This is a genomic window from Moritella sp. JT01, from assembly GCF_001574435.1.
Lineage (GTDB): Bacteria > Pseudomonadota > Gammaproteobacteria > Enterobacterales > Moritellaceae > Moritella.
Map to the genome: position 1 here is coordinate 19,726 of NZ_LOCN01000034.1, position 22,887 is coordinate 42,612.

General features: G+C 40.0%; 20 protein-coding genes. 11 read left to right on the plus strand and 9 right to left on the minus strand.

Going from position 1 to position 22,887, the window contains the following annotated elements:
* Window positions 1-215: 215 nt before the first annotated feature.
* Window positions 216-821 carry a riboflavin synthase gene (locus tag AKG98_RS20625; protein WP_067050643.1) on the plus strand — a complete coding sequence of 202 codons (606 nt, stop codon included), beginning with the start codon at window positions 216-218 and terminating at the stop codon, window positions 819-821.
* Between the two features lie 166 nt (window positions 822-987).
* On the opposite strand, the gene AKG98_RS20630 is transcribed toward AKG98_RS20625, so the two are convergent.
* From AKG98_RS20630 to AKG98_RS20640, 3 genes are all read right to left on the minus strand, one after another.
* Entirely contained in the window at window positions 988-1,191 is a 204-nt protein-coding gene (locus AKG98_RS20630) for a CPXCG motif-containing cysteine-rich protein (protein ID WP_067050645.1), read from the minus strand.
* Window positions 1,192-1,346: 155 nt separating this feature from the next.
* Complete coding sequence (locus AKG98_RS20635; RefSeq protein ID WP_067050648.1) at window positions 1,347-2,036, minus strand: LrgB family protein; 690 nt, start codon at window positions 2,034-2,036, stop codon at window positions 1,347-1,349.
* Entirely contained in the window at window positions 2,033-2,440 is a 408-nt protein-coding gene (locus tag AKG98_RS20640) for a CidA/LrgA family protein (protein ID WP_067050651.1), read from the minus strand. The genes AKG98_RS20635 and AKG98_RS20640 overlap by 4 nt, the downstream gene beginning before the upstream one ends.
* 132 nt (window positions 2,441-2,572) lie before the next feature.
* On the opposite strand from AKG98_RS20640, the gene queE reads away from it, so the two are divergent.
* From queE to AKG98_RS20660, 4 genes are all read left to right on the plus strand, one after another.
* Window positions 2,573-3,241: a 7-carboxy-7-deazaguanine synthase QueE gene (gene queE, locus AKG98_RS20645; RefSeq protein WP_067050654.1), complete on the plus strand. Its 669-nt coding sequence runs from the start codon at window positions 2,573-2,575 to the stop codon at window positions 3,239-3,241.
* Window positions 3,242-3,350: 109 nt separating this feature from the next.
* Window positions 3,351-3,734 carry a DUF4440 domain-containing protein gene (locus AKG98_RS20650; RefSeq protein ID WP_067050657.1) on the plus strand — a complete coding sequence of 128 codons (384 nt, stop codon included), beginning with the start codon at window positions 3,351-3,353 and terminating at the stop codon, window positions 3,732-3,734.
* A 284-nt stretch (window positions 3,735-4,018) separates the two neighbouring features.
* Window positions 4,019-5,833 carry a DUF1302 domain-containing protein gene (locus tag AKG98_RS20655; protein ID WP_067050792.1) on the plus strand — a complete coding sequence of 605 codons (1,815 nt, stop codon included), beginning with the start codon at window positions 4,019-4,021 and terminating at the stop codon, window positions 5,831-5,833.
* A 79-nt stretch (window positions 5,834-5,912) separates the two neighbouring features.
* Window positions 5,913-7,289, plus strand: coding sequence for a DUF1329 domain-containing protein (locus tag AKG98_RS20660; RefSeq protein WP_067050659.1), 1,377 nt, complete (start codon window positions 5,913-5,915; stop codon window positions 7,287-7,289).
* Window positions 7,290-7,413: 124 nt separating this feature from the next.
* On the opposite strand, the gene AKG98_RS20665 is transcribed toward AKG98_RS20660, so the two are convergent.
* Window positions 7,414-7,941 carry a carboxymuconolactone decarboxylase family protein gene (locus AKG98_RS20665; protein ID WP_067050662.1) on the minus strand — a complete coding sequence of 176 codons (528 nt, stop codon included), beginning with the start codon at window positions 7,939-7,941 and terminating at the stop codon, window positions 7,414-7,416.
* Between the two features lie 126 nt (window positions 7,942-8,067).
* On the opposite strand from AKG98_RS20665, the gene AKG98_RS20670 reads away from it, so the two are divergent.
* Entirely contained in the window at window positions 8,068-8,517 is a 450-nt protein-coding gene (locus AKG98_RS20670) for a MerR family DNA-binding protein (protein ID WP_067050665.1), read from the plus strand.
* A 57-nt stretch (window positions 8,518-8,574) separates the two neighbouring features.
* Here the strand turns inward: AKG98_RS20670 and mobB are convergent, their stop codons facing one another.
* The 4 genes from mobB to AKG98_RS20690 all read right to left on the minus strand — a co-directional run bounded on the left by mobB (window position 8,575) and on the right by AKG98_RS20690 (window position 15,557).
* Window positions 8,575-9,114, minus strand: a complete 540-nt coding sequence (gene mobB, locus AKG98_RS20675) for a molybdopterin-guanine dinucleotide biosynthesis protein B (protein WP_067050669.1) — start codon at window positions 9,112-9,114, stop codon at window positions 8,575-8,577.
* Window positions 9,115-9,292: 178 nt separating this feature from the next.
* Window positions 9,293-12,421: a multidrug efflux RND transporter permease subunit gene (locus AKG98_RS20680; RefSeq protein ID WP_067050672.1), complete on the minus strand. Its 3,129-nt coding sequence runs from the start codon at window positions 12,419-12,421 to the stop codon at window positions 9,293-9,295.
* 12 nt (window positions 12,422-12,433) lie between these two features.
* The gene (locus AKG98_RS20685) at window positions 12,434-13,543 is read right to left on the minus strand and encodes an efflux RND transporter periplasmic adaptor subunit (RefSeq protein WP_067050674.1); all 1,110 of its coding nucleotides are present in this window, start codon (window positions 13,541-13,543) and stop codon (window positions 12,434-12,436) included.
* A 298-nt stretch (window positions 13,544-13,841) separates the two neighbouring features.
* A complete protein-coding gene (locus AKG98_RS20690) occupies window positions 13,842-15,557 on the minus strand; it encodes a DEAD/DEAH box helicase (RefSeq protein ID WP_067050676.1) in 1,716 nt (571 codons plus the stop codon).
* A 235-nt stretch (window positions 15,558-15,792) separates the two neighbouring features.
* On the opposite strand from AKG98_RS20690, the gene AKG98_RS20695 reads away from it, so the two are divergent.
* From AKG98_RS20695 to AKG98_RS20715, 5 genes are all read left to right on the plus strand, one after another.
* The gene (locus tag AKG98_RS20695) at window positions 15,793-17,307 is read left to right on the plus strand and encodes a catalase (RefSeq protein WP_067050680.1); all 1,515 of its coding nucleotides are present in this window, start codon (window positions 15,793-15,795) and stop codon (window positions 17,305-17,307) included.
* Between the two features lie 67 nt (window positions 17,308-17,374).
* Entirely contained in the window at window positions 17,375-17,920 is a 546-nt protein-coding gene (locus tag AKG98_RS20700) for an ankyrin repeat domain-containing protein (protein WP_228140384.1), read from the plus strand.
* A gap of 160 nt (window positions 17,921-18,080) precedes the next feature.
* Window positions 18,081-19,295 (plus strand): acetyl-CoA C-acetyltransferase, encoded by a 1,215-nt coding sequence (locus AKG98_RS20705; protein WP_067050684.1) that lies wholly within the window; start codon window positions 18,081-18,083, stop codon window positions 19,293-19,295.
* Window positions 19,296-19,298: 3 nt separating this feature from the next.
* Entirely contained in the window at window positions 19,299-21,395 is a 2,097-nt protein-coding gene (locus AKG98_RS20710; RefSeq protein WP_067050687.1) for a 3-hydroxyacyl-CoA dehydrogenase NAD-binding domain-containing protein, read from the plus strand.
* 123 nt (window positions 21,396-21,518) lie between these two features.
* A complete protein-coding gene (locus AKG98_RS20715; RefSeq protein WP_067050690.1) occupies window positions 21,519-22,379 on the plus strand; it encodes a PA4780 family RIO1-like protein kinase in 861 nt (286 codons plus the stop codon).
* Between the two features lie 94 nt (window positions 22,380-22,473).
* Here the strand turns inward: AKG98_RS20715 and AKG98_RS20720 are convergent, their stop codons facing one another.
* Entirely contained in the window at window positions 22,474-22,857 is a 384-nt protein-coding gene (locus AKG98_RS20720; protein ID WP_067050693.1) for a hypothetical protein, read from the minus strand.
* Window positions 22,858-22,887 lie beyond the last annotated feature (30 nt).

Genomic DNA, 22,887 nt, shown 5'->3' on the forward strand with positions numbered 1-22,887 from the left:
AAAACGAAAGAAATGATTATGAATGTTGTGATATTCGCGTTCGTGAGGGCATACCTGATCCAGCTAGGAGCATAATAATCCTTTATGGCTGGTATTTACAGATGTATTTGAAATTATTTTATTCGATATTAACATCAGGTTATTAACTAGATGAATTATCTAAACTAACACGATATAGTTAGGTATATTCGTTTAAGTAGTGATAAAGGTCATTTATGTTTACTGGTATTGTACAAAGAAAAGCAAAGATTATTAGTATCGACAAAAAAGAGCAATTACATACGTTAGAAGTTGCGCTAGATAAAGTACATCAAGACGGTTTAGTTATCGGCGCAAGTATCGCGAATAACGGTACATGCTTGACGGTAGTAAAGATGAATGACAACAGTGTTTGTTTTGATGTGATTGAAGAAACACTTAAAGTGACGAACCTTGTAGACCTTGAAGTCGGCGATGAAGTTAATCTAGAACGCGCTGCAAAGTTTGGCGATGAGATCGGCGGGCATTTATTGTCGGGTCATGTACATACACAAGCTGAGATTGTCACCATTAACCGCACTGAAACTAACTGTGATATCTGCTTTAAAATAGCCCAAGAATGGCAAAAATACGTATTACCAAAAGGTTTCATCTCGATTGATGGTATCAGCCTCACATTAGGTGATGCAGCAGACGGTCATTTTTGGGTGCATTTAATACCAGAAACGTTAGCTGTAACGAACCTAGGCAGTCGTCGTATTGGTCAGTTTGTAAACATCGAAATTGACAGCCAGACACAAGCGATTGTTGATACTGTAGAACGTATGATGGCAAACAAGTAATTAGCGTTACTTTACTATAGCTGATAGAAATAGCATAATAAGAGCGATATTCAGGCTTAGCAATCTTTATTCAAACATGCCGCATCGCTCTAAATTAACACACTCTTCTAATATGACCTCATTTATACAATTTGTATTCAAAAGCATTTTATTTAAAGCTTCTGATTTAAAATATTTGCTCATCATCCGCATCAATAAATAATTCAAACTTCTCATGAGCTTGATCATGCAATAATTTAAAGTGAATACTATTGCAGCAGGCACTGCACTCATCATAAAAATCTTGCGCGCCATTGCTGGCATCAATATCAGCCGTGATAAATTGACCACAATGTGGACACACAACTGTTCTATGGGAAAATTGTTTCATGATAACCTCCGCAGGTTATATCGCATCCTCTAAGCTTATTTTAGCTGAAGATTGTACTTTTGCATGTTTGGAGTGTTAGGCATGGGTAGCGATGAAAATAGGCACTGATATATCTCGATATCAGTGCCTCAATGAATGGATATTATGTGGCGATACTAGAGCATCCAACTGAGTAGGTAAGGGTACAGAATCGGCGCAATAATAGATGTTAATACGCCGCTAATGAGCAATGCTGTGGTGCTAAATGCACCGTGAGTACGACTCAACTCCATCGCCTTAGAAGTACCAATAACATGTGAACCTGCACCAATAGCAAGTCCTTGGGCTTCGGGGGTGTGAATTCGTAAATGTTTCAATAAAAATGGTGCGCAGACGTTACCAAATATGCCGACCATCATAACCATGATCGCAGAAATAGCAGGGATCCCACCGATCGTTTCGCTAATTGCCATTGCAATTGGCATGGTTACTGCTTTAGGGGCAAGTGAGGCCACAATTTCAGGTGGAGCTGAAAAGCTAATAGCGACGAATACAGTAACGACCAACCCGACAACTACGCCGACACTACAGGCAATTAATACGGGTACTATTTTCGCCTTAACATGGACAAATTGTTGATATAGGGGAAAAGCGAGGGCAATAACGGCAGGTTCGAGCAAACGCGTTAGTATCGTCGTACCTTGTTCGTATTCTTCAAGCTTAAATCCAAATACCATCATGATGGTAATTAACGTACCAACACAAAGCAGGATTGGATTAAAGAGCGCAAGTGCGGTTTTATTATAAACCCATTGCGCCAGAAAATAGATAATAAGGGTTAATGGGATAGCTAAATATACGATCATTTATCGTCACCTTGTTTTTCATTTAACTTTTCATTTAGTGCTTTATTTGATTTGGAGGCACTTGCTCGATTTAAATAACAATAAGTATGTCCAACGGAAAGAAAGATAACAACAGTACCAATGAAACTCGCCATGACGAGGGGCAGCAAGTTTTGTTGTACTAAATCAAAGTAACCCATGAGGGCAACACCTGCGGGTACAAATAAGATACCTATGTAACGATTAAGTTGAAGGCATACTTTTGCTACATACTTTTTCTTTAGCATGCCACTGCTTAATGCGAAAAATAAAAGTAATAAGCCGATGATGCTTGAAGGAAGTTCGACAGGTAATAATAGACTAATTCCCCGACTTAAAATGACAAAACAAAAAATAGTGAAAATATTATACAGCCATATTTTCATTGATTACCTACCTACTAATTATGCGATTGCTAAGCAATTACTGTGCGATCGAAAGCGCCCTATATAAAATGTTAAAAATATACAGGGCAGATGATACAATAAACGTTACTTGAAGTTTATTAGGTTATAAAAATGCAGTATCCGGTTAATGAAATTTTTGAAACAGTACAAGGTGAAGGCCATTTTACTGGTTATCCCGTCATCTTTATTCGCCTACAAGGATGCGATGTAGGTTGTTCGTGGTGTGATACCAAACAAACATGGACAGTTGATCCCGAGATGCAAGTGTCACAACAAACGGTGAACAAAGCTTGCGATGATAAACCACATTGGGCGAACTTTACTGCACAAGAATTCATTGCCATGATACAAAAAAATGGTTTTGTTGCAAAGCATATTGTTATTTCGGGTGGTGAACCTTGCCAATATGATCTTGTTGAATTAACGCGTGAATTAGAACATGCAGGGTATTTCTGCCAAATTGAGACTTCGGGTACATCCGAAGTTCGCGCAACAGACACGACGTGGGTGACAGTATCACCAAAGATCCAGATGAAAGGTCAGTTACCCGTTCTACAGAGTGCACTGCGACGTGCAAATGAAATTAAACATGTGATCGCAATGGAAAAACACATTGAAGAGCTGGACGAGCTAATCGCTAATATAGACACCGCGGACAAGATTATGTGTTTACAGCCTATCTCGCAGCAAAAACGTGCAACAGATTTAGCGATCAAGCTGTGTATTGAACGTAACTGGAAACTGTCTGTTCAAATGCATAAATACATCTTTATCGATTAAGCAGTGTTACATTTGTTGATATTCGCCTACCTTCTGCTCATTTATCCGTAGCGGGGATGGCGGCATAACGTATCGTTAAAATAAGTATTAATAGAACGCAGGGACAGGTATGAATCATTTTTACACATCAGACGCTGGACTAATCGATCGCTTTAAACAACGTGAAGAAACCTTATTGCATACTGATTTTTCGAAATCACCCATGCAGCTTGATGAGGTCTTACACCCTGAATTATTTGAGATATCACCAATAGGAACCTATACCTCACGTAGCGAGATAGTGGCATGGTTATTAGCCAAGTCACCGACGCAACGTTGGAGATTGACTCAGTTTAAAGTTGTTGAGTTGGCAGCGGATACAATGCTGGTTTGTTATCAAGCGAATTCAATTAACGATGGTAAGGTAAAAGAAACAGGCAGCTTACGTAGTTCAATTTGGCGTTTTAACAACCAGCAATGGCGACTTCAATTCCATCAGGCAACAAAAAACTAACAAGTACGCATATTAATTAATTCATGTTTAACCTACCTATCTAGTACTATTTCTCTGTTTACCTCCTCTTTAGGGGGGTTACTTCCTCGATATAAAGTTTTTACATCTACTGTAATTATTTGACATAGCTCGCATAAAATATCGTCATGGCTTCGATTGACAATAATTTGGCGCGTTTAGCCTATAGCTGACACTGTGTAGTAAAAGTATTATGTGAATATAATACTTACAACCTAATTGTTAACGGAATGAAAACAAATTAAAGGTGTAGCATGGATACTATTATGAAAAATACAACTCAGAAGAAATTCTTTAAAACAACACCAATTGCTCTTGCGCTAATTGTCTCAGGCTATACAGCCGCGCCACATGCAATTGAATTTAACTGGGGTGATGTTGAAGGTTCATTTAACTCACAAATTACAGCGGGTTCAAGCTGGCGTGTTGAAAACCCAGATGCTAAAAATGCGGGTGTGGGTAACGGTGGTTTACCTGGTAATACACCAACGGGTGATGACGGTAACTTAAATTATGCTAAAGGTGATGCTTTTACTCAGACGATTAAGGGACTTCATGATCTAGGCTTAACGTACGAAACAGAAGAAGGTACAACTTTTGGTGCCTTTGTCCGTGGTAAGTATTGGTATGACTATGCATTAGATAAAAATGATGTCATACACGGTAGTGGTACCAATGGTTATGTTGCTAACCAACCGATTAATGATGATGACTTTAATGATTTAACTAAGTCGAAAGGTGTCGCATTACTTGATGCTTATATCTTCACTGGTTTCTACTTAGGCGAGACTGCTGTTGATTTACGTATTGGTAAACAAGTGGTTAACTGGGGTGAAAGTTCATTCATTCAAGGCGGTATTAATGCGGTCAACCCTGTTGATGCAGCCGCTTTCCGTCGTCCTGGCGCAGAAGTGAAAGAGGGTTTACTGCCAGTAAATATGATTTTTGCTAATATTGGTTTAACTGATAATTTAAGTGTGGAAGCATTTTATCAATTAGAGTTTGAACCAACAGTGATTGATAGCTGTGGTACTTATTTCTCGACAGCGGATTATTTAGCTGAAGGTTGTAACACGTTAGTTGTTGATCCTGGCACTGGTGTAACAGATAAAGGTCTATATGATGCAGGTATTTATGCAACTCGTGGTACGGATGAGATGGCATCAGATGATGGTCAATTTGGTGTTGCATTCAAATATTATGCTGAAAGTTTAAACGCGACAGAGTTTGGTTTTTATTACATGAACTACCATTCTCGTTTACCCTATGCGAGTGCCGAAGCTGGTGTTTATAATACTACACCAATCAATGACCCTTCTACGGGGGCTCCATTACCATTTATCCCAGGCGTTGATGCATATAACCCGCATTATCATACTGTTTATCCAGAAGATATTCAGTTGTTCGGTCTTAGTTTTAATACCACTGTTTCAGAATGGGCAGTATCAGGTGAAGTGAGTCATCGTCTGGATATGCCACTGCAAATTAATGGCGCAGATCTTCTCGCTTCTGCACTATCAGATGCCGATGGATCACCGTTAACGCCTGAATACCGAAAGGCAAATGCTGGTGATACTGTAGATGGTTTCGATCGTTTTGATTATAGCCAAGCACAACTGACATTTATTAAATTTTTCGATAAAGTACTGGGTACAGATCGTATTACCGCAGTTGCTGAACTGGGTTATGGTCACGTATGGGACTTAGATGAATCAGACGATGCCATTAAATATGGCCGTGCAACGGTTTATGGCGTTAGTTTTGATGGCGTAGGTGATGATAAAGATGGCTTTACAACGTCTGACAGTGCCGGTTATCGTCTAGCAGTAAAAGCCGATTACCGTAATGTTTTCGCTGGTGTTGATTTAGCACCGTCAGTGGCTTGGTCTCATGATGTTTATGGTTACAGCCCTGAACCACAAGGTACATTCCAGGAAGGTCGTACAGGTATCAATGTTGCCTTAAAAGCGGATTACCTAAAAAAATACAATGCGTCAGTGAGCTATACCCAATTTGGTGGTGATTTTAACCCGCTATCTGATCGTGATTATGTTTCTGTTGCCGTTGGTATATCGTTCTAATTAGGCATTGATAAGTATATTAAGTTTTAGAGAGTAAATTCGGATAGAGCGAATAGAAGTTATCGAAAAGGATTTTAATATGAAAGTTTTAAATAAAGCATATAGCGTAGCGGCGATTTCAGTAGCTATGGCATTCTCGGCATCAGCACTTGCAAAAGTAAGTGAGGCAGATGCGGCTAAATTAGGGAAAGAGTTAACGCCAGTTGGTGCGGTTACGGCGGGTAATGCTGACGGTTCTATTCCAGCATGGACGGGTGGTATTACTAACGCAATCCTAGGGACTGACATTGGTAAAAATGATCGGGTCACGAATCCATTCGCAGCAGATAAACCGCAGTTTGTTATTACAGCGGCTAATGTTGATCAATACAAAGACAACTTAACACCTGGCCAGCTGGCTATGTTTAAGAAGTATCCTGATACTTATACGATGCCTGTTTATAAAACGCGCCGTAGTTTTGCTCAGCCAGATGATATCTATGCCACAATTAAAGATAACGCGTTAAATACGAGTCTTTCGGCGGGTGGTAATGGTTTAAACAATTTTAAAATATCAATTCCGTTTCCAATTCCTGAAAATGGTTTAGAAGTAATCTGGAATCACATTACCCGTTATCGTGGTGGTCACGCTGAACGTGTCATTACCACTATTCCAGTGCAGCGTAACGGTGCTTATACGGCGGTAAAAGTACAGGATAAATTTTATATTCCTGAAGCGCTGAAAGGCGGTCGTGATGCGAAGAAAGATGACAATATTTTGTTCTATTACATGCAGCGTATTATCGCACCTGCACGTCTAACAGGTACGATTGCCCTTGTACATGAAACTATTGACCAAGTGAAAGAACCACGTAAAGCATGGATCTATAATTCAGGCCAACGTCGTGTTCGTCGGGCTCCAAACGTATCGTATGATGGCGAAGGGATTGGCGTAGAAGGTTCACGTACATCAGATAACTATGATATGTACAATGGTGCTCCTGACCGTTATAACTGGACGCTGATTGGTAAAAAAGAGCTATATATTCCATATAACTCTTACAACCTTTCTTCTACCGATCTTGAATATAAAGATATTGTGAAGCCTGGCCATATCAACCAAGAATACACTCGTTACGAAAAGCATCGTGTGTGGGAAGTACAAGCAAAAGTAAAAGATGGCCAACGTCATGTTTATGCACAGCGTAACTTCTTTATTGATGAGGATAGTTGGCAAGCCGGTGTGATTGACCATTATGATGCACGTGGTAACTTATGGCGTGTTGCTGAAGCACATTCAGTTCAATACTATAACGCAGATGTGAACTGGTTTGCTGCAGAAACGCTCTATGATATTATCGCTGGTCGTTACCTTGTGACAGGTCTGAATAATGAAGAGCGCAAAGGTATTCAGTTCGACGTTAAAGCGAAACGTAAAGATTTTTCTACGTCAGCATTGAAACGTATGGGCCGTTAATTTTAGTCAATTTGTTTGATTAGTATTACAATTATAGCGAGAGCGTTAGTACTTAATAAAAGTATTAACACTCTCGTTTTTCGTTTCCAGGCCCTTATTTTTCGAGGCGCTAGGACTGAATTTTCTAAACTGTTTTTCTGCAGACATCAAATGCAGTGTTGAATTTTGTGGTCATGTTTTGAAATACAATTATAGTGGTTAATTCAACAATTTCATCATCATTATAATAACAACGTAATTGATCTATATGTCTGTCAGTCACGTGTAATGACGTGTTTGTAATTGCGTCGGTATAGGCCAGTACTGCACATTCTTGAGGCTTGAAATCACTGCAATTTTGCCAATCTAATAATTTATCTTTATTCAACCTTTCTTTAAGACTGCGTAATACTTTAGAATCATGTTCGATGGTGAATTCACACTGATTTAGCTGTGCCACGCGTACACTCATGAGTGCGTGAATATAGAGTTGAATAGGGGAACTTTTTCTATTAATGGTTTTATATAATAGAAAGACGGCAGCGAATAGCCTAGGCTTACGCCCCAGTATTTGTGCGGGTTTTAAGGTCTTATTTTGTTTTCTCGCAAGTAACCACAAGATCGGACGTATAAACCACGAGTATTGGCTTGATTGTAATTTGGGGATACGCATAACTAACCTCGATGCACTACATAAGCTTTGCAACACTAATTATGGTTTAAATTAAGCAATAGGGTGAATTTGTGGTAGATTATTAGTTGCAAAGCATAGGGCAGTTTTTAAATAAGGGTTTAATTAATGACGACGTATTATACCGCGGCGGATCTTGCTGAAGAGTTCTCGATCACGCGACGAGCTATTCGTTTTTATGAGATGAAGGGATTATTACAATCCGAACGTCGAGGACGGTTTATGTATTATGATTATCGTCAGCGTGCCCGTTTAATTATTATTTTACGTAGCAAACGTCTAGGTATTAGCTTGGCATCAGCAAAGCATTATTTGGCGCTGTATGATGACAAACCGGATAGCCCACCTCGTATGTTGTATATGTTACACCAGAGTCGTACAAGATTAGATGAACTACGTGAGCAGCAACTTGCATTACAAGAGAATATAGCTGAATTAGAGTTATTAGAAAGCATTGCAATGAAAGATTTAACCGCATGTGATATCGACATTGAATCAAGTTATCAAGCATACCTTGGCGAACTAACCCATCAAGATAAACTCGAGCCTATCGAGTGATAACCGGATGAATCACTCGACTAAATAGACATAATCCATCAAAATAGATTACGCCGATTATTGTTGGCTATAATGCACGATAAAGTCAGTGATGACATTGATGTCGTTCAATTCTAAATAAGTTAACTCTCTCTCTAATAAAGCCGTTTTATCAATCGCTGCATCCGTGGCGATTGCAATAATGTACTTATCTTCATTCGCTAATATCGGCTTGCCTAAGCTAGGGCGATGCAATTCTATCTTGGTAAAGTTTTCATGCCTAAACCCTTCGACTAACACCAAATCCAATTCATTGGTGTTAAGCCAATTCAACTGGGTGATTAATGCGGGTTCTGCTGGTTCATCTTGTTCTGCAAATAGAATAGTTCGGTGTGGTGATGCGAGTACCATCTGGCAAGCACCTGCCTTTCTTAATTTATAACTGTCTTTGTTAGGATTATCCATTTCGATATCATGATGACTGTGTTTCACCATGCCAATACGTAGGCCTCGTTTGGTTAACTCAGGTAGCAACTGGGTGATTAATGTTGTTTTACCTGTGCCACTGAATGCGGCGAAGCCAAGCAAGGGAATAGGGAAGTGTTCTAAAGACGTCATGATGAATACTCAATTACAGGATGAAGAAGGTTAAAATTCACTAGGTGTTTAATATACCTTTGAACTGAAGTGATGGGTAAAAAAGAGGCCGCATAAGCGACCTCTTTACATCAATTCTAACTAGATATTGATTTAGAACTAATTACGGCATGATTTAGCTGCCGTTTATATGCTGGAATTAACTTGCTGGTTTTTCTTCGCAAGCTACTTTAGCACACGCAATAGCATGCTGTTTATCACTTTCTTCTAACTCTTCATCTTCAACGAAAACCGGTAATGGTTTGTGCTCCGTCGCAAGGAATGAATAAATTACAGGTAAGATGAATAGGGTAAACAGGGTACCAATTGCAAGACCAGATACGATCACTAGACCAATACTAAAGCGCTGCTCAGCACCTGCACCAGTGGCATACATTAACGGGATAAGGCCCGCAATCATTGCTGCTGTTGTCATTAGGATTGGACGTAAACGTACCTTAGCTGCTTCAATTACAGCATCAGTTCGGTTCTTACCATGATGTAGCTGTTCTTCTTTTGCTACTTCACAAATCAAGATACCGTGCTTGGTAATAAGACCGACGAGGGTAATCAAACCAACCTGTGAATAGATATTCATGGTTGAAAGACCCCAAGCAAGTGATATTAGCGCGCCTGATATCGCAAGTGGAACAGATACCATGATAACTAATGGGTCACGTGCTGATTCGAACTGAATAGCCAGTACTAAGTAAATGATTGCGAGTGCTAGAGCAAACGTCATATACAAGGCACTACCTTCCGTTACGAACTGACGAGATTCACCCATAAAGTCATAACTATAACCTTTTGGTAACTTAGTTGATGCTGTGTTTTCGAACCATGAAATTGCATCACCCATCGCAACACCAGGACTAGGAACAGCACCAATTGTTGCTGAGTTTAGCTGGTTGAAGTGAGGAAGTGAGCGTGGTTCAGCAACAACATTAATGCTGATTAAGCTGCCTAGTGGAACGGCGCGGCCATCAGCAGCTCGTACGTAGTAGCTGTTCATGGATTCTGGGTTTAAGCGGTATTTACGTTCAACTTGAGGGATAACCTCGTATGAACGACCATTTAAATCGATACGGTTAACATAACCATCAGACATCATCGTACTTAGCGTAATACCAATGTCTTGCATGGTAATGCCGTAAGCGCCAGCTTTGTCTTTATCGATCTTGATCTTCATTGTTGCTGAATCGTAGTTAAGATCTAAATCAGAATAAACAAATAGTGAATTAGATTGCACCTCAGTCAATACGTCAGTCGCTACTTGGAATAAACTTTCAAAGCTATTCGGGGTAGTAATAACAAATTGCACTGGTAACCCAGAACCCGCACCTGGTAATTCAGGCATTTCGAAAGCAATAACCGACATGCCAGGAACGTCTTTCACTAGGCCTGTTACACGCTTAACTATCTCAGCTTGACTTGCTTCACGCTCACTCCAAGGGACCATAGACGCAATACCAAGTGCTTGGTTTGAGTTAGGAATACCAGAGAAAATCTGTGCGTAGGCAATTTCAGGTTGTTCGTTTAACTTGGTATTCACTTCATCCATGGAGTTTTGAATGTAATCCAAGTTAGCATTTGATGGCGCAGTACCCAGCATCATCATTACACCTTTATCTTCAGACGGTGCTAGTTCACTTGGAATAAATTTAAACAACATAGGTAAAGCTGCAAATACGATAACAGAAAATGCGATCATGACAGGGCGCTTTTGCATCACTGCGCTGATCATTTTCTCATAACCGTTAGTCATGCGTTCGAGGAAGGCATGCACTGTTTTTTCAAACTTGTTCGGCTTCGCATTCGCTAATAATATTTTAGAACACATCATTGGTGACAATGTGAGGGCTAAAATACCCGAAATGAATACCGCGCCAGCAAGGGTAAGGGCAAACTCTTTAAAGAGTGCGCCAGTAATACCACCCATTAACGCAATCGGCGCATATACTGCACCTAACGTTACTGTCATCGCGATAACGGGTACTGCAATTTCACGGGTACCAATCACGGCGGCTCGGAAAGGAGATTCACCGAGTTTAATGTGCCGGTCAATATTTTCCAATACGACAATCGCGTCATCTACTACCAGACCAATCGCCAGTACCATTGCAAGCAGTGTCATGAGGTTCCATGAGAAACCAAACATCTGCATTACCATAGCAACACCGATAAGCGACAATGGAATTGTAACAATAGGAATGATTACTGCACGTAATGAACCTAAGAATAAAGTAATTACTACGATCACGATCAAGGCTGCTTCAATGATGGTTTTAATTACTTCTTTAATCGATTCATTAATCGCCACTGTCGAGTCATACATCACGTTCATGTGGATGTTAGTGGGTAAGTTACGTTCAAGTTCAGGTAATATAGCTAATACATCGGCAGCAATGTTGATCGGGTTGGCTGTTGGCGCGGCGTTGACCGCAGCAACAACGGCTTCTTTACCATTTGCGGATGCACGATACACATCATGACTTTTTTCTAGGGTAACTTTAGCAATGTCACTTAAACGAATCACTTGGCCTTTGTCAGTAGACACAACAAGACGTTCGAGATCCTCGATGCCTTTCACTTGCGTGTCAGCATTACCATTATAAAGAACGAATTCACCAATCGCTTGGCCTGTTGCAGACTGATAGTTATTACTATTCAGTACACCCATAATTTCGGTTGCAGTTAGGTCATACGCTGCCATTTTTAATGGATCTAACCAAACACGTAGTGCGTATTTAATACCACCGTACATGTCAACTTTTGATACACCGTTAATGGTAAATAGCTGTGGATTGATCACACGGTCAAGATAATCGGTTACCTGACTGGAAGATAATTCATCACTGCTAAAGGCAATATACATTACCGCAGTCGTTGAACCCGTAGACATAGTTACGGTTGGATCTTCAGATTCTTTTGGGAGTAGTGAACGAACTGAGTTCGTTTTAGCTAAAATATCGGATAAGGCCGCATTGGGATCGGTATTAAGTTTCATCGTGATGGTAATCGTTGATTTACCTAATACACTCGATGAAGTCATAAAGTCGATATTATCGGCTTGGGCAACGGCTTGTTCTAAGGGCTGAGTAATAAAGCCTTGGATCAAATCGGCACTGGCACCATAGTAGCCAGTAGATACGGTAACAACCGTATTGGTCATGTCTGGGTATTCTCGAACCTGCATTTTGAAAATTGCTTGTACACCAAGCAATGCAATCAAAAAGCTGATAGATACCGCTAAAACAGGACGCTTGATAAAAATATCAGTAAAGCGCATGTATCCTCCGGATTAAAGCATTGGTGTTTCAGCTGGCACATTCAATGTATCGTTTTCAATAACGCGTACTTTAGCGTGATTACTTAAACGAACTTGACCAGATGTAACAATTTTATCGCCTGCTTTAACGCCATCTAAAATATGAGCGATTGCATCGATACGCTCACCGACTTTAACAACAGATTGTGTTACACGTAAATCACCATTCTCATCTTCACGAACGATATATACATTGTCACCGTACAGTGTGAAGGTGATTGCTGTTTGTGGCAGTGTAATTTGATCTGTTACTGTCGGTAGGATGATGTTAGCGCGAGCAAACATACCTGAACGCAGTTGTGAATCGTTATTTGGAATATCAGCTTGAATTTGAATTAAACCACTTTGGTAATTAACCGCAGGTTCGATTGCACTGATTTTACCGCTAAATGCTGTTTCTGGATAAGCATCAACGAAAATTTCAACGATTTGGCCTAAATAGATTTTAGAGATTTGTGTTTGTGGCACAGTGAAGCGTAAACGCATCACACTTGTGTCTTCCAAACGAACAATCGTTGTACCAGTAGATAAAAATTCACCTAAGAATACATTACGTAAACCAATTTCACCATCAAACGGTGCCGTAATTTGGCGGCGTTCAATCACTGCTTTTTGACTTTCGATATCAGCAAGTAGTGAAGAGTAAGACGCCTCAGATTCATCCAATGCTTCTTTCGATACTGCATTTTTTTTGTAAAGTGCTTTGTATCGTAAATATTTCGATTTAGCTGCGTTAAGTTTTGCTTGTGAACTCTTTAGATTCGCTCTTTCTACTCGTGAGTCTAGATTAACCAATAATTGACCTTTGGTTACTTTAGTACCTGAGTCAAAGGCGATACGATCGATTTTACCAGCAATTTCGTTGGCAATATCGACACCTTGGTTAGGCTCAATGAAACCAATAGCTTGAATTGTTGGGATCCAATCAGTTGTTTTAGTATCAACAACAGTAACTGGGAATTCAGGTTCAGGTCTGTTGGCCATATATTCTGCAATCTTTTTTTGTTTGAAAAGATTAAAACCAATTACACTACCAAACAAGGCAAGTGCGATTAGTAACATGACGAAGGTCCACTTTTTCATGAATTGATAAACTCCGGGGTTTTATATAAACGTTATATAAGTTCTGAGGTGAGGCTGAGCCAGTCTATAAATATCTACCATGGCTCGTTCAGATGATGTATTTATACTACTCATTCTAGATGTTAACGGGTCCCAATCAAGTCTTTTATAGATTAAAAGTGCTTATTTACGTATATTTACCAAATAGGTGATTTTAGTAGTTTTTTCTGTTGACAATACCTCTAAAAGAGTGACAGCCAACTGCTTTTTTTTTAAACTTTTATGACTGTTTTTCAAGCTTTAGTGACTTAGGAATGCTTTATTGCTGATTGGCTTTTCGGTAATTCCCTTTGTAGTCAAATATACGATGTTCGATTTTCCAGAAGTATTTTTCTTTTTTTGCAATGACAAAGTCTGGCGCGACAAAGCTTTGAATTTGGGCTGTGATTTGCTCGGCAGTGGTCGCGCTAATCGGTGACCCTGTGACGGTTCTAGAAAAAATACTGAAAAATCGTTGGCGTTGTTTGTTATTACTAAAATAGAAGGTCTCTTTGACAACATCACCATCTTCATCATGGTAATTTATTTTGATTTTATCGCCATCAGCTAGCGCTGAAATACCCGAGCAGCGTAACACCTTACGGTCTTTAAGTTGCAGCGCTTTTTTCAATTGATTATCAGGGTCGATCAAATCGACATGACATTGTTGGCACTCGCGAGCGGCTATATCATTTTCAGCATTACATTGTGGGCATTGCTTGTATTTAAAACGGTAGTTGCATTGTGCTTCACTGCCATTACTGAGTTCAACTAATCCTTGGCAGCGTCGACCATAATGCTCAATGATATCACCGTCGGCATCGGTTATACCCCAAAACAAGTTGGCAAAATCACAGCTCGGGCAGGGTACTTGTACCAAATCGCTATTACTATTTGGCTTGGTTGATCCGATCTCTGGCTGATATAAATCAAATCCATTACCGGCGTAATCAATGATTAAACAATCTGTTTTTCCTTCCGCAAGTCGTAGTCCTCTACCCGCAATTTGTTGGTATAAACTCACTGAATCTGTACGGCGTAAAATGGCGATAACATCGACATGTGGTGCATCAAAACCGGTTGTTAATACAGATACATTGACGAGGTATTTTACTTCTTTGGCTTTGAATTGGCGGATCAGTTCATCACGTTCTTTAATGGCGGTTTTACCTGTGATGATAGCGGTTTGTTCGTCTGGCAATAGTTTAAATATTTCTTGAGCATGTTTAATACTGGCGGCAAAGATCATGATGCCTTCACGATTGGCGGCAAGTTCGATCAATTGCTTACAGATAGCTTGTGTTACGCGCGGGCTTTTCGCTAAAAACTGATCCAGTTGCACTTCATTGTATTCCCGTGGCAAGTCGTCAAACTGATAACGCGCAACTGGTGCATCAATAACTGCGGGTGTGGTTAAGAATCCTTTTTGCACAAGATAGCGTAAAGGCAGTTCGAATATGCAACTTTCAAAGGGTGTCTCATCTTCTGTTCTTACATAGCCTTGATAGTGTTTTCTATATATCCAGCCTTTATCTAAACGATAAGGCGTCGCTGTGAGGCCCAGTACTTTCAGCTTGGGATTCGTCTTTTTTAAATGGCTGATGACTTTTTGGTATTGGCTATCTTCACTTAAACTAACACGATGACACTCATCAATAATTAATAGCGAGAAAAAGCCGTCAAACTTATCTAAATTACGGCTTAAAGACTGCACACTTGCAAAGGTAGTTTTGAAGCTGTCTTGTTTTTTACCTAAACCTGCCGCGAAGATACCGGCTTCAAAACCATCATGTTCAAATTTACTGTGATTTTGTTCTACCAGTTCTTTTACATGGGCAAGGATAAGTACTGGATGTCTCGCTAGACGTGCTAATTCTGCCAATACGTGACTTTTTCCTGCGCCTGTCGGTAAGGTGATAACTGCGGGCTGGTCTGATTTTCTAAAGTGAGCTAAAGCTGCATCTACTGCTGCTTGTTGGTAATCTCGAAGAGGCATAGTTATCTTGTTTAAGAATTTATTATTGGATGGATTATCTTATACATAAGCGATAAAAGTCCAGCTGGATATTGATAATCATCACCTAATAATTCAATAGCCTTTAGCTATCAATGTTTTTAGAGTGATAGCCTTTACCATTCAATAACTTAGGTTATAACGTTTTAACTTATGCAAATAATCATTCTAGACTGCGAACTCAATTATATATTTAATAATGTGAGTGAGACAGAAAATGAATTTAAATAAAAAGTATTTAGTGATTGCCTTAAGTATGAGCCTTGCCTTTAATGCAGCTGCGGTAACTCTTACTCGAGATAATGGTGCACCTGTAGGTGACAACCAGAATTCAATGACAGCTGGAAACAATGGCAGTGTTTTATTAGAAGATGTACAACTGATACAAAAACTTCAACGTTTTGCGCGTGAGCGTATCCCTGAACGAGTTGTACATGCCCGCGGTACTGGTGCTCATGGTGTATTTGTTGCGACTCAGGACTTCAGTGCTATTACAGCAGCTGCACCGTTTGCAAGTAAAGATAAAGAAACGTCTGTGTTTGTGCGTTTTTCTTCTGTAATACACAGCAAGGGCAGTCCTGAGACATTGCGTGACCCTAGAGGTTTTGCAACTAAGTTTTACACGGATGAGGGAAATTGGGATCTTGTTGGTCTTAACATGCCTGTATTCTTTATCAGAGATGCGATTAAATTTCCTGATATGGTCCACTCGTTAAAACCATCACCTGTTACTAATATTCAAGATCCTAATCGCGTTTTTGATTTCTTTTCAAATGAACCTGGTTCTACTCACATGTTAACTTGGCTCTACAGTGATAATGGTACACCAGCAAGTTACCGTAAAATGGATGGATTTGGTGTTCATGCATATAAGATGATTAACGAATCCGGTGAAGTTAATTATGTTAAGTTTCATTGGAAGAGCCTCCAAGGTATTGATAATTTAGATCTAGATGAGGTTGCTAATGTTCAATCGAAGGACTTTCAGCATTTAACACGAGACTTATATGACAGCATTGCGGAGGAACAATATCCACAATGGGATCTTTACATTAAGGTGATGAACCCATCTGATCTGAATAACTTTAAATATAATCCGTTAGACGTAACTAAAATGTGGACTAATATTCCTGAAACGAAAGTTGGAACGATGACATTAAATCGAATGCCAACAAACTTTTTCCAAGAAACGGAACAAGTAGCAATGTCACCTGCAAACCTAATCCAAGGTATTGAACCGTCAGAAGATAGATTATTACAAGGACGCGTATTTTCTTACTCTGATACGCAAATGTATCGCTTGGGTGCAAATCATCAGCAATTACCGATTAACAGACCTATTGTGAATGTGGTGAACTATAACCAAGATGGCGCCCATAATATGGGCGTAACAATGTCTAATATTAATTATCAGCCAAGTAGCGAAGGTGTTGTCGAAGATAAAAAAGCACGTCATTCTACGCCTTCGTTAACGGGTTATGTGCAGCAACTCGCTATAGATAAGCAATCTAACTTTGCGCAAGCTGGCGAACTTTACCGTAGTTTTACTGGACAGGAACAGCGTAACTTAATTCGAAACCTATCAGGAGATCTTGGTGCGGTTAAAAATGAGAATGTGAAGTACACGATGCTGAGTTTTTTCTATAAAGCTGATACTGAATACGGTACACAATTAACAAAAGCGGTAAACGGTGATCTTGCTAAAGTTATAAAAATGGCGATGAGCTTATAAGTTAATTTGAATAGTAATGCGAAAGGACTTCCTTTCGCATTCACATCCACATATTGAGTATTATCACATGTTTTATTTTAAAAAATGGTCACCAATAAAGTACCTTCTTATTCCTGTCGTATTTTTATTTTTCATCACGAGCTTAAGTGCTAATGAGTTATCTGATAACGCTGAATATAATACGCTGCTACCGTATTATTATGCTGCTGCGAGAACAGGTGATGATGAGGTTGTTAATGAATTTTTAAATGCAGGGTTACCAATTGATGTAAAAAATAATAAAGGCTATACAGCTTTAATGGTCGCAACATATAACGGTAAAATATCTATTGTTAATACATTAATTAAACGAGGCGCAAATGTGTGCGCCAAGGATAACAGGGGGAATACTGCATTAATGGCGGCGATTTTTAGAGCCGAATTTAAAATTGCAAATACACTGATGAAAAGTGATTGTGATACAAATCAACAAAATAATGCAGGGCAGACTGCTGTTATGTATGCAACACTGTTTGGTCGTGATGAGTTAAAAAAGTTACTTATCGCTCGTGGTGCAGATGTTGAGTTACAGGATAAGAGTGGAAATTCGGCAAAAAGTATTCAAGCTTATTGATAAAATATCAGCTTAAATCCTATGATCTGCCGCACCATTGCTTCAGTTTTGTTGTGCTATTGTTATTGTTGTGCGCTGCTTTTGTTTCAACTAAGATAATAATATAAAGAGTAGAATTCACTAAAAAACGCATTCTTTTATTTCTATCTAGGAGGTATCGATGATCCCCCAAGCATTCATTTATGACGCGATCAGAACGCCGCGAGGTTTAGGTAAACCAAGTGGTGCTTTACACGAAGTTAAGCCCGTTAACCTGTTAGCTGATTTACTTAACCATTTACAGACTCGCAATGGTTTTGATACTGATGCGGTGGATGACATCGTGTTAGGCTGTGTTACGCCTATTGGGGATCAAGGTGCTGACATTGCTAAAACAGCTGCATTAGTTGCAGGTTGGAAAGATAACGTTGCAGGGGTTAGCTTAAATAGATTTTGTGCGTCAGGTCTAGAGTCAGTCAATATAGCAGCAATGAAAATACGATCGGGTTGGGAGCACCTAGTCATTGCAGGCGGTGTTGAATCAATGTCGCGTGTAAAAATGGGCAGCGATGGTGGCGCTTGGTCGATGGATCCTGAAACAAGCCTAGCCACTGACTATATGCCACAGGGTATCGGCGCTGACTTAATTGCGACACTGGATGGCTATAGTCGTGAAGATGTTGATGCTTTTGCTGTTCGTTCCCATCAACGTGCTACAGCGGCTTGGCAGCATAACGCATTCGATAAATCAGTTGTTCCTGTATGTGATCGCAATGGCATGTTACTACTTGATAAAGACCAGCTTGTTCGTCCAGATTGTTCTCTCGCTACATTAGCAAAGTTAAACCCTTCCTTTAGTCGTCTTGGTCAAACTGTTTTTGATAGTGTTGCTAAACGTCATTATCCACAAGTAGGGCAAATTCAACATGTACATACACCAGGTAATGCCTCTGGGATTGTCGATGGCGCGGCGTTGGTTTTACTCGGTAGTGCTGAAGCGGGCGTTAAATGGGGATTGAAACCAAGAGCAAGAGTCGTTGCTACTGCTGTGGTCGGCGCTGATCCAACAATCATGTTGACTGGACCCGTACCCGCGACCCAAAAAGCATTAGCAGTGGCGGGATTAACCATCGACGATATTGATTTATTTGAGGTCAACGAAGCCTTTGCTGCCGTTGTAATGCGGTTTATGAGCGAACTTAATATCTCGCCAGATATTGTTAATGTCAATGGCGGTTCTATTGCTATGGGTCATCCACTTGGGGCTACGGGGGCAATTATCTTAGGGACATTGTTAGATGAATTGGAAGTGCGTGACTTGAAACGTGGGCTTGTCACTTTATGTGTCGGTGGCGGCATGGGGATCGCAACAATTATTGAACGTGTAGAGGGGTAAAGTATGTCATCAATCTGTTTAGAGCAAGACGATGCAGGGATAGTCCATTTGATTTTTGATAAGCCTAACTCAAAGGTTAATCTACTTGATCGTGTGTTTATTGATGACTACATAGTGACGATTAATAAACTAAAGGATATGCAGTTTGCTGGGGTCATATTACGATCTGCAAAATTAAGTTTTTTTGCTGGTGCTGATATAACGGCGCTTAGCGCATGTGCAGAGCAAAGTGTGGAGGACACTTACTTATTATTGTCTTCGCTGAAAGCGGCAATGCGATGGCTAGAAACATGCGGAAAGCCTGTGGTTGCATGTATTAATGGTGCAGCACTTGGCAGTGGTTGGGAACTCGCGTTAGGCTGTCACCATCGCATAGCATTATCGAAAAAAGTAGTGCTAGGCTTACCAGAGGTCACATTAGGCTTAATGCCAGGTGTGGGTGGTGTTGTCAAAATGACTCTATTGATGGGTGTCGAGGCAGTAGTACCTTACTTACTCAAGGGTAAATTATTTGATTGCCAAGAGGGTTTAGCGCTTGGATTAATAGATCAAATAGCGGCATCAAATGTTCAAATGATGGCCCAAGCAACGAACTGGATCTTGTCGCAATCATTGCCTGTGAGACAATGTTTTGATAATAAGGGTTATCAGCTTCCAGACGGTGATGTTAGCGATCCGCATATGGTTGTTGTTATCGCTACCGCCCCTGCAATACTGAAGAAAAAAACACAAGGGAACCAACCTGCACCTGAAGCGATATTATCAGTGATGATCGAATCAACAGACGTTGATATTGACACCGCATTACGGATAGAGACACGATACTTTATTCATGTCATCCGCAGTCAAGTCGCTAAAAATATGATGAATACGTTTTGGCATCAGCATAACGAGATTAAAGCTGGTGCGTCGCGACCGAAGGAACCTGCGTTAACGACATTCAGTAAAATCGGTGTATTAGGTGCGGGTATGATGGGGGCTGGTATTGCTTATGCTTTAGCAAGCCATGGTATTACTGTCATATTAAAAGATATTAGTCTTGAGAAAGCGGTATTTGCAAAGTCATATACCGCATCCATTCTGGCCAATTGTAAATTGACGAATGATGAAAAAGGGGCAATATTGAATCGCATTATTCCGTCAAAAGATCCCATTGACTTAATTGGCTGTGAAATGGTGATTGAAGCGGTATTTGAAGATCGGAAAATTAAATCTCAAGCAACAATAGAAATATTACAGGTTGTTGGTGATGATATTATTATGGCATCCAATACATCAACATTGCCGATTACCAGTTTAGCTAGTTCGTCTACAAAACCTGAAAACTTTATTGGTCTGCACTTTTTCTCTCCTGTGGATAAAATGCCACTTGTTGAAATTATTAAAGGTGATAAAACATCGTCAGCTACTTTGGCTGCGGCTTATGATTTAGTGCTACAGATTGGTAAAGTGCCCATTATTGTTAATGATTCTCGTGGTTTTTTCACATCACGGGTATTCTTTACGTATGTATCGGAAGGGATGCGCATGTTAAGTGAAGGTATTCCAGGAGAAGTCATTGAAAATGCGGCAATTCAAGCAGGGTTACCCGTAGGGCCTTTAGCCATTATTGATGAGGTTAGCTTGTCACTGATTGATAATGTACGTAATCAAGCTCGAATTGATTTAAAAGCCGAGGGTAAAACGCAATTTGATAATCCTGCCGATGGGGTGTTAGATCAATTACTTGCCCTAAAACGACTTGGTAAATCGGCTGGCGCTGGATTCTATGATTATAGCGGAAGAGGACAAAAACGGTTGTGGTCTGGTTTAGTTAACTTATTCCCGACAACGGATGACTGGGATATTAATACTGTTAAAGACCGATTATTGTTCGTGCAATCATTAGAAGCCCTTAGAGCATATGAAGAAGGCGTTGTGACGAGTAGTCGTGATGCGAATATCGGTTCTATTATGGGATTGGGTTTCCCTGCGTGGACGGGTGGTGTTTTACAATTCGTTGACCATTATGGTGCGGATAACTTTAAACAGCGCGCAGAGCAATTGTGTGAGCAGTTTGGTCCGCAATTTACGCCAGTAGCTATTTTATCAGCGTGGTAAACCGCGAATGACATGAAAAACTCTATAGTGTCGTTCATAAATTAGGCGGTAGTCTTTTAAAACAAATTCACTTAATGTTATTATCCTAGGTTCATGTAACGGTTAACTAGGGAATAACAACTAGTGAAAGTGCCTCAAAGAATACAACCTCTTGTTGATGACGGGCTTGTTGACGAAGTATTACGTCAGTTAATGAGTGGTAAAGAAGCAACGGTATACGTTGTGCGTTGTGGTCAGGAGATCCGTTGCGCGAAGGTTTACAAAGACGTAGAGAACCGCAGTTTTAAACAAGCGGTGCAATATCGAGAAGGTCGTAAAGTTCGTAACAGTCGACGTGCTCGTGCAATGGAAAAAGGCTCTAGCTTTGGGCGTAACGAACAAGAGAAAATATGGCAAAATGCTGAAGTTGATGCATTATATCGCTTAGATAATGCGGGTGTGCGCGTTCCTGAACCTTATGGTTGCTTCGACGGTGTATTACTCATGGAGCTAGTCACCGATGCTGATGGTTTTGCTGCGCCGCGTTTAGCGGATGTTGAATTAAGCCCTGAACAGGCTGTAATTGATCATGATAAAGTGATCCATTATGTAAGGCTAATGCTTTGCGATGGACTTATTCATGGTGATTTATCCGAATTTAATGTGCTTGTTGATGAACATGGACCTGTTATTATTGATTTGCCTCAAGCGGTTGATGCGTCAGCAAACAATAATGCCAAGTGGATGCTGGAACGTGATGTTGATAATATGACCCAGTATTACGGACAATATGCACCTGAATTACTTAACACAAAATATGCTAAAGAAATGTGGGCTTTATACGAAGCTGCAGAACTTACTGTTGACGTTAAATTGACGGGTCAGTTTATTGAAAGTACAGAATCTGCGGATGTAGAAGGTATTTTAGATGAAATCAATGCGGCAAGAGAAGAGGAATTGGAACGCTTAGCGCGTATTCAATTTGCGGAAGAAGAAGTCGAATAAAACCATTAACCCCTTGGTTAAATTGAAACTAAGGGGTTTTTTAATGTATTCATTCTATTATTAGACATATTTATTAGCTGCTTATGTTTTCAATCTAATCTGATGTAACGGTATCTTTCTCCATATTTGTTAAGCTTTCCTCTGACACATATCGATTTGGGCGTAAACCAATACAGTTTTTCGGTAGATCTTGCTCACGTTCTAGATACAAAGTACAGGCGTATAATTTCTTACGCAGTTCTGCATCCTTGATTAATGTGTTCTCCTCCCAATAGTGTAATTCAAAAATGAGAAACCAAAATATCTGCTCTTTCTCCCCTGATACTTTTTCGTCGATGACATCTAGAGATTGCCAATCTTGTAAAACATCCCACACCAAGTTACTTAATACTGTGTAATTGATTTTATGCATGAGAAATTTATTCACATTGTCGGTTAATAATACAGATTTCTCATTTATAAATGCTGCTGCTTGCATTGGCTTATCTCCACTTGTTTAAGATTAATT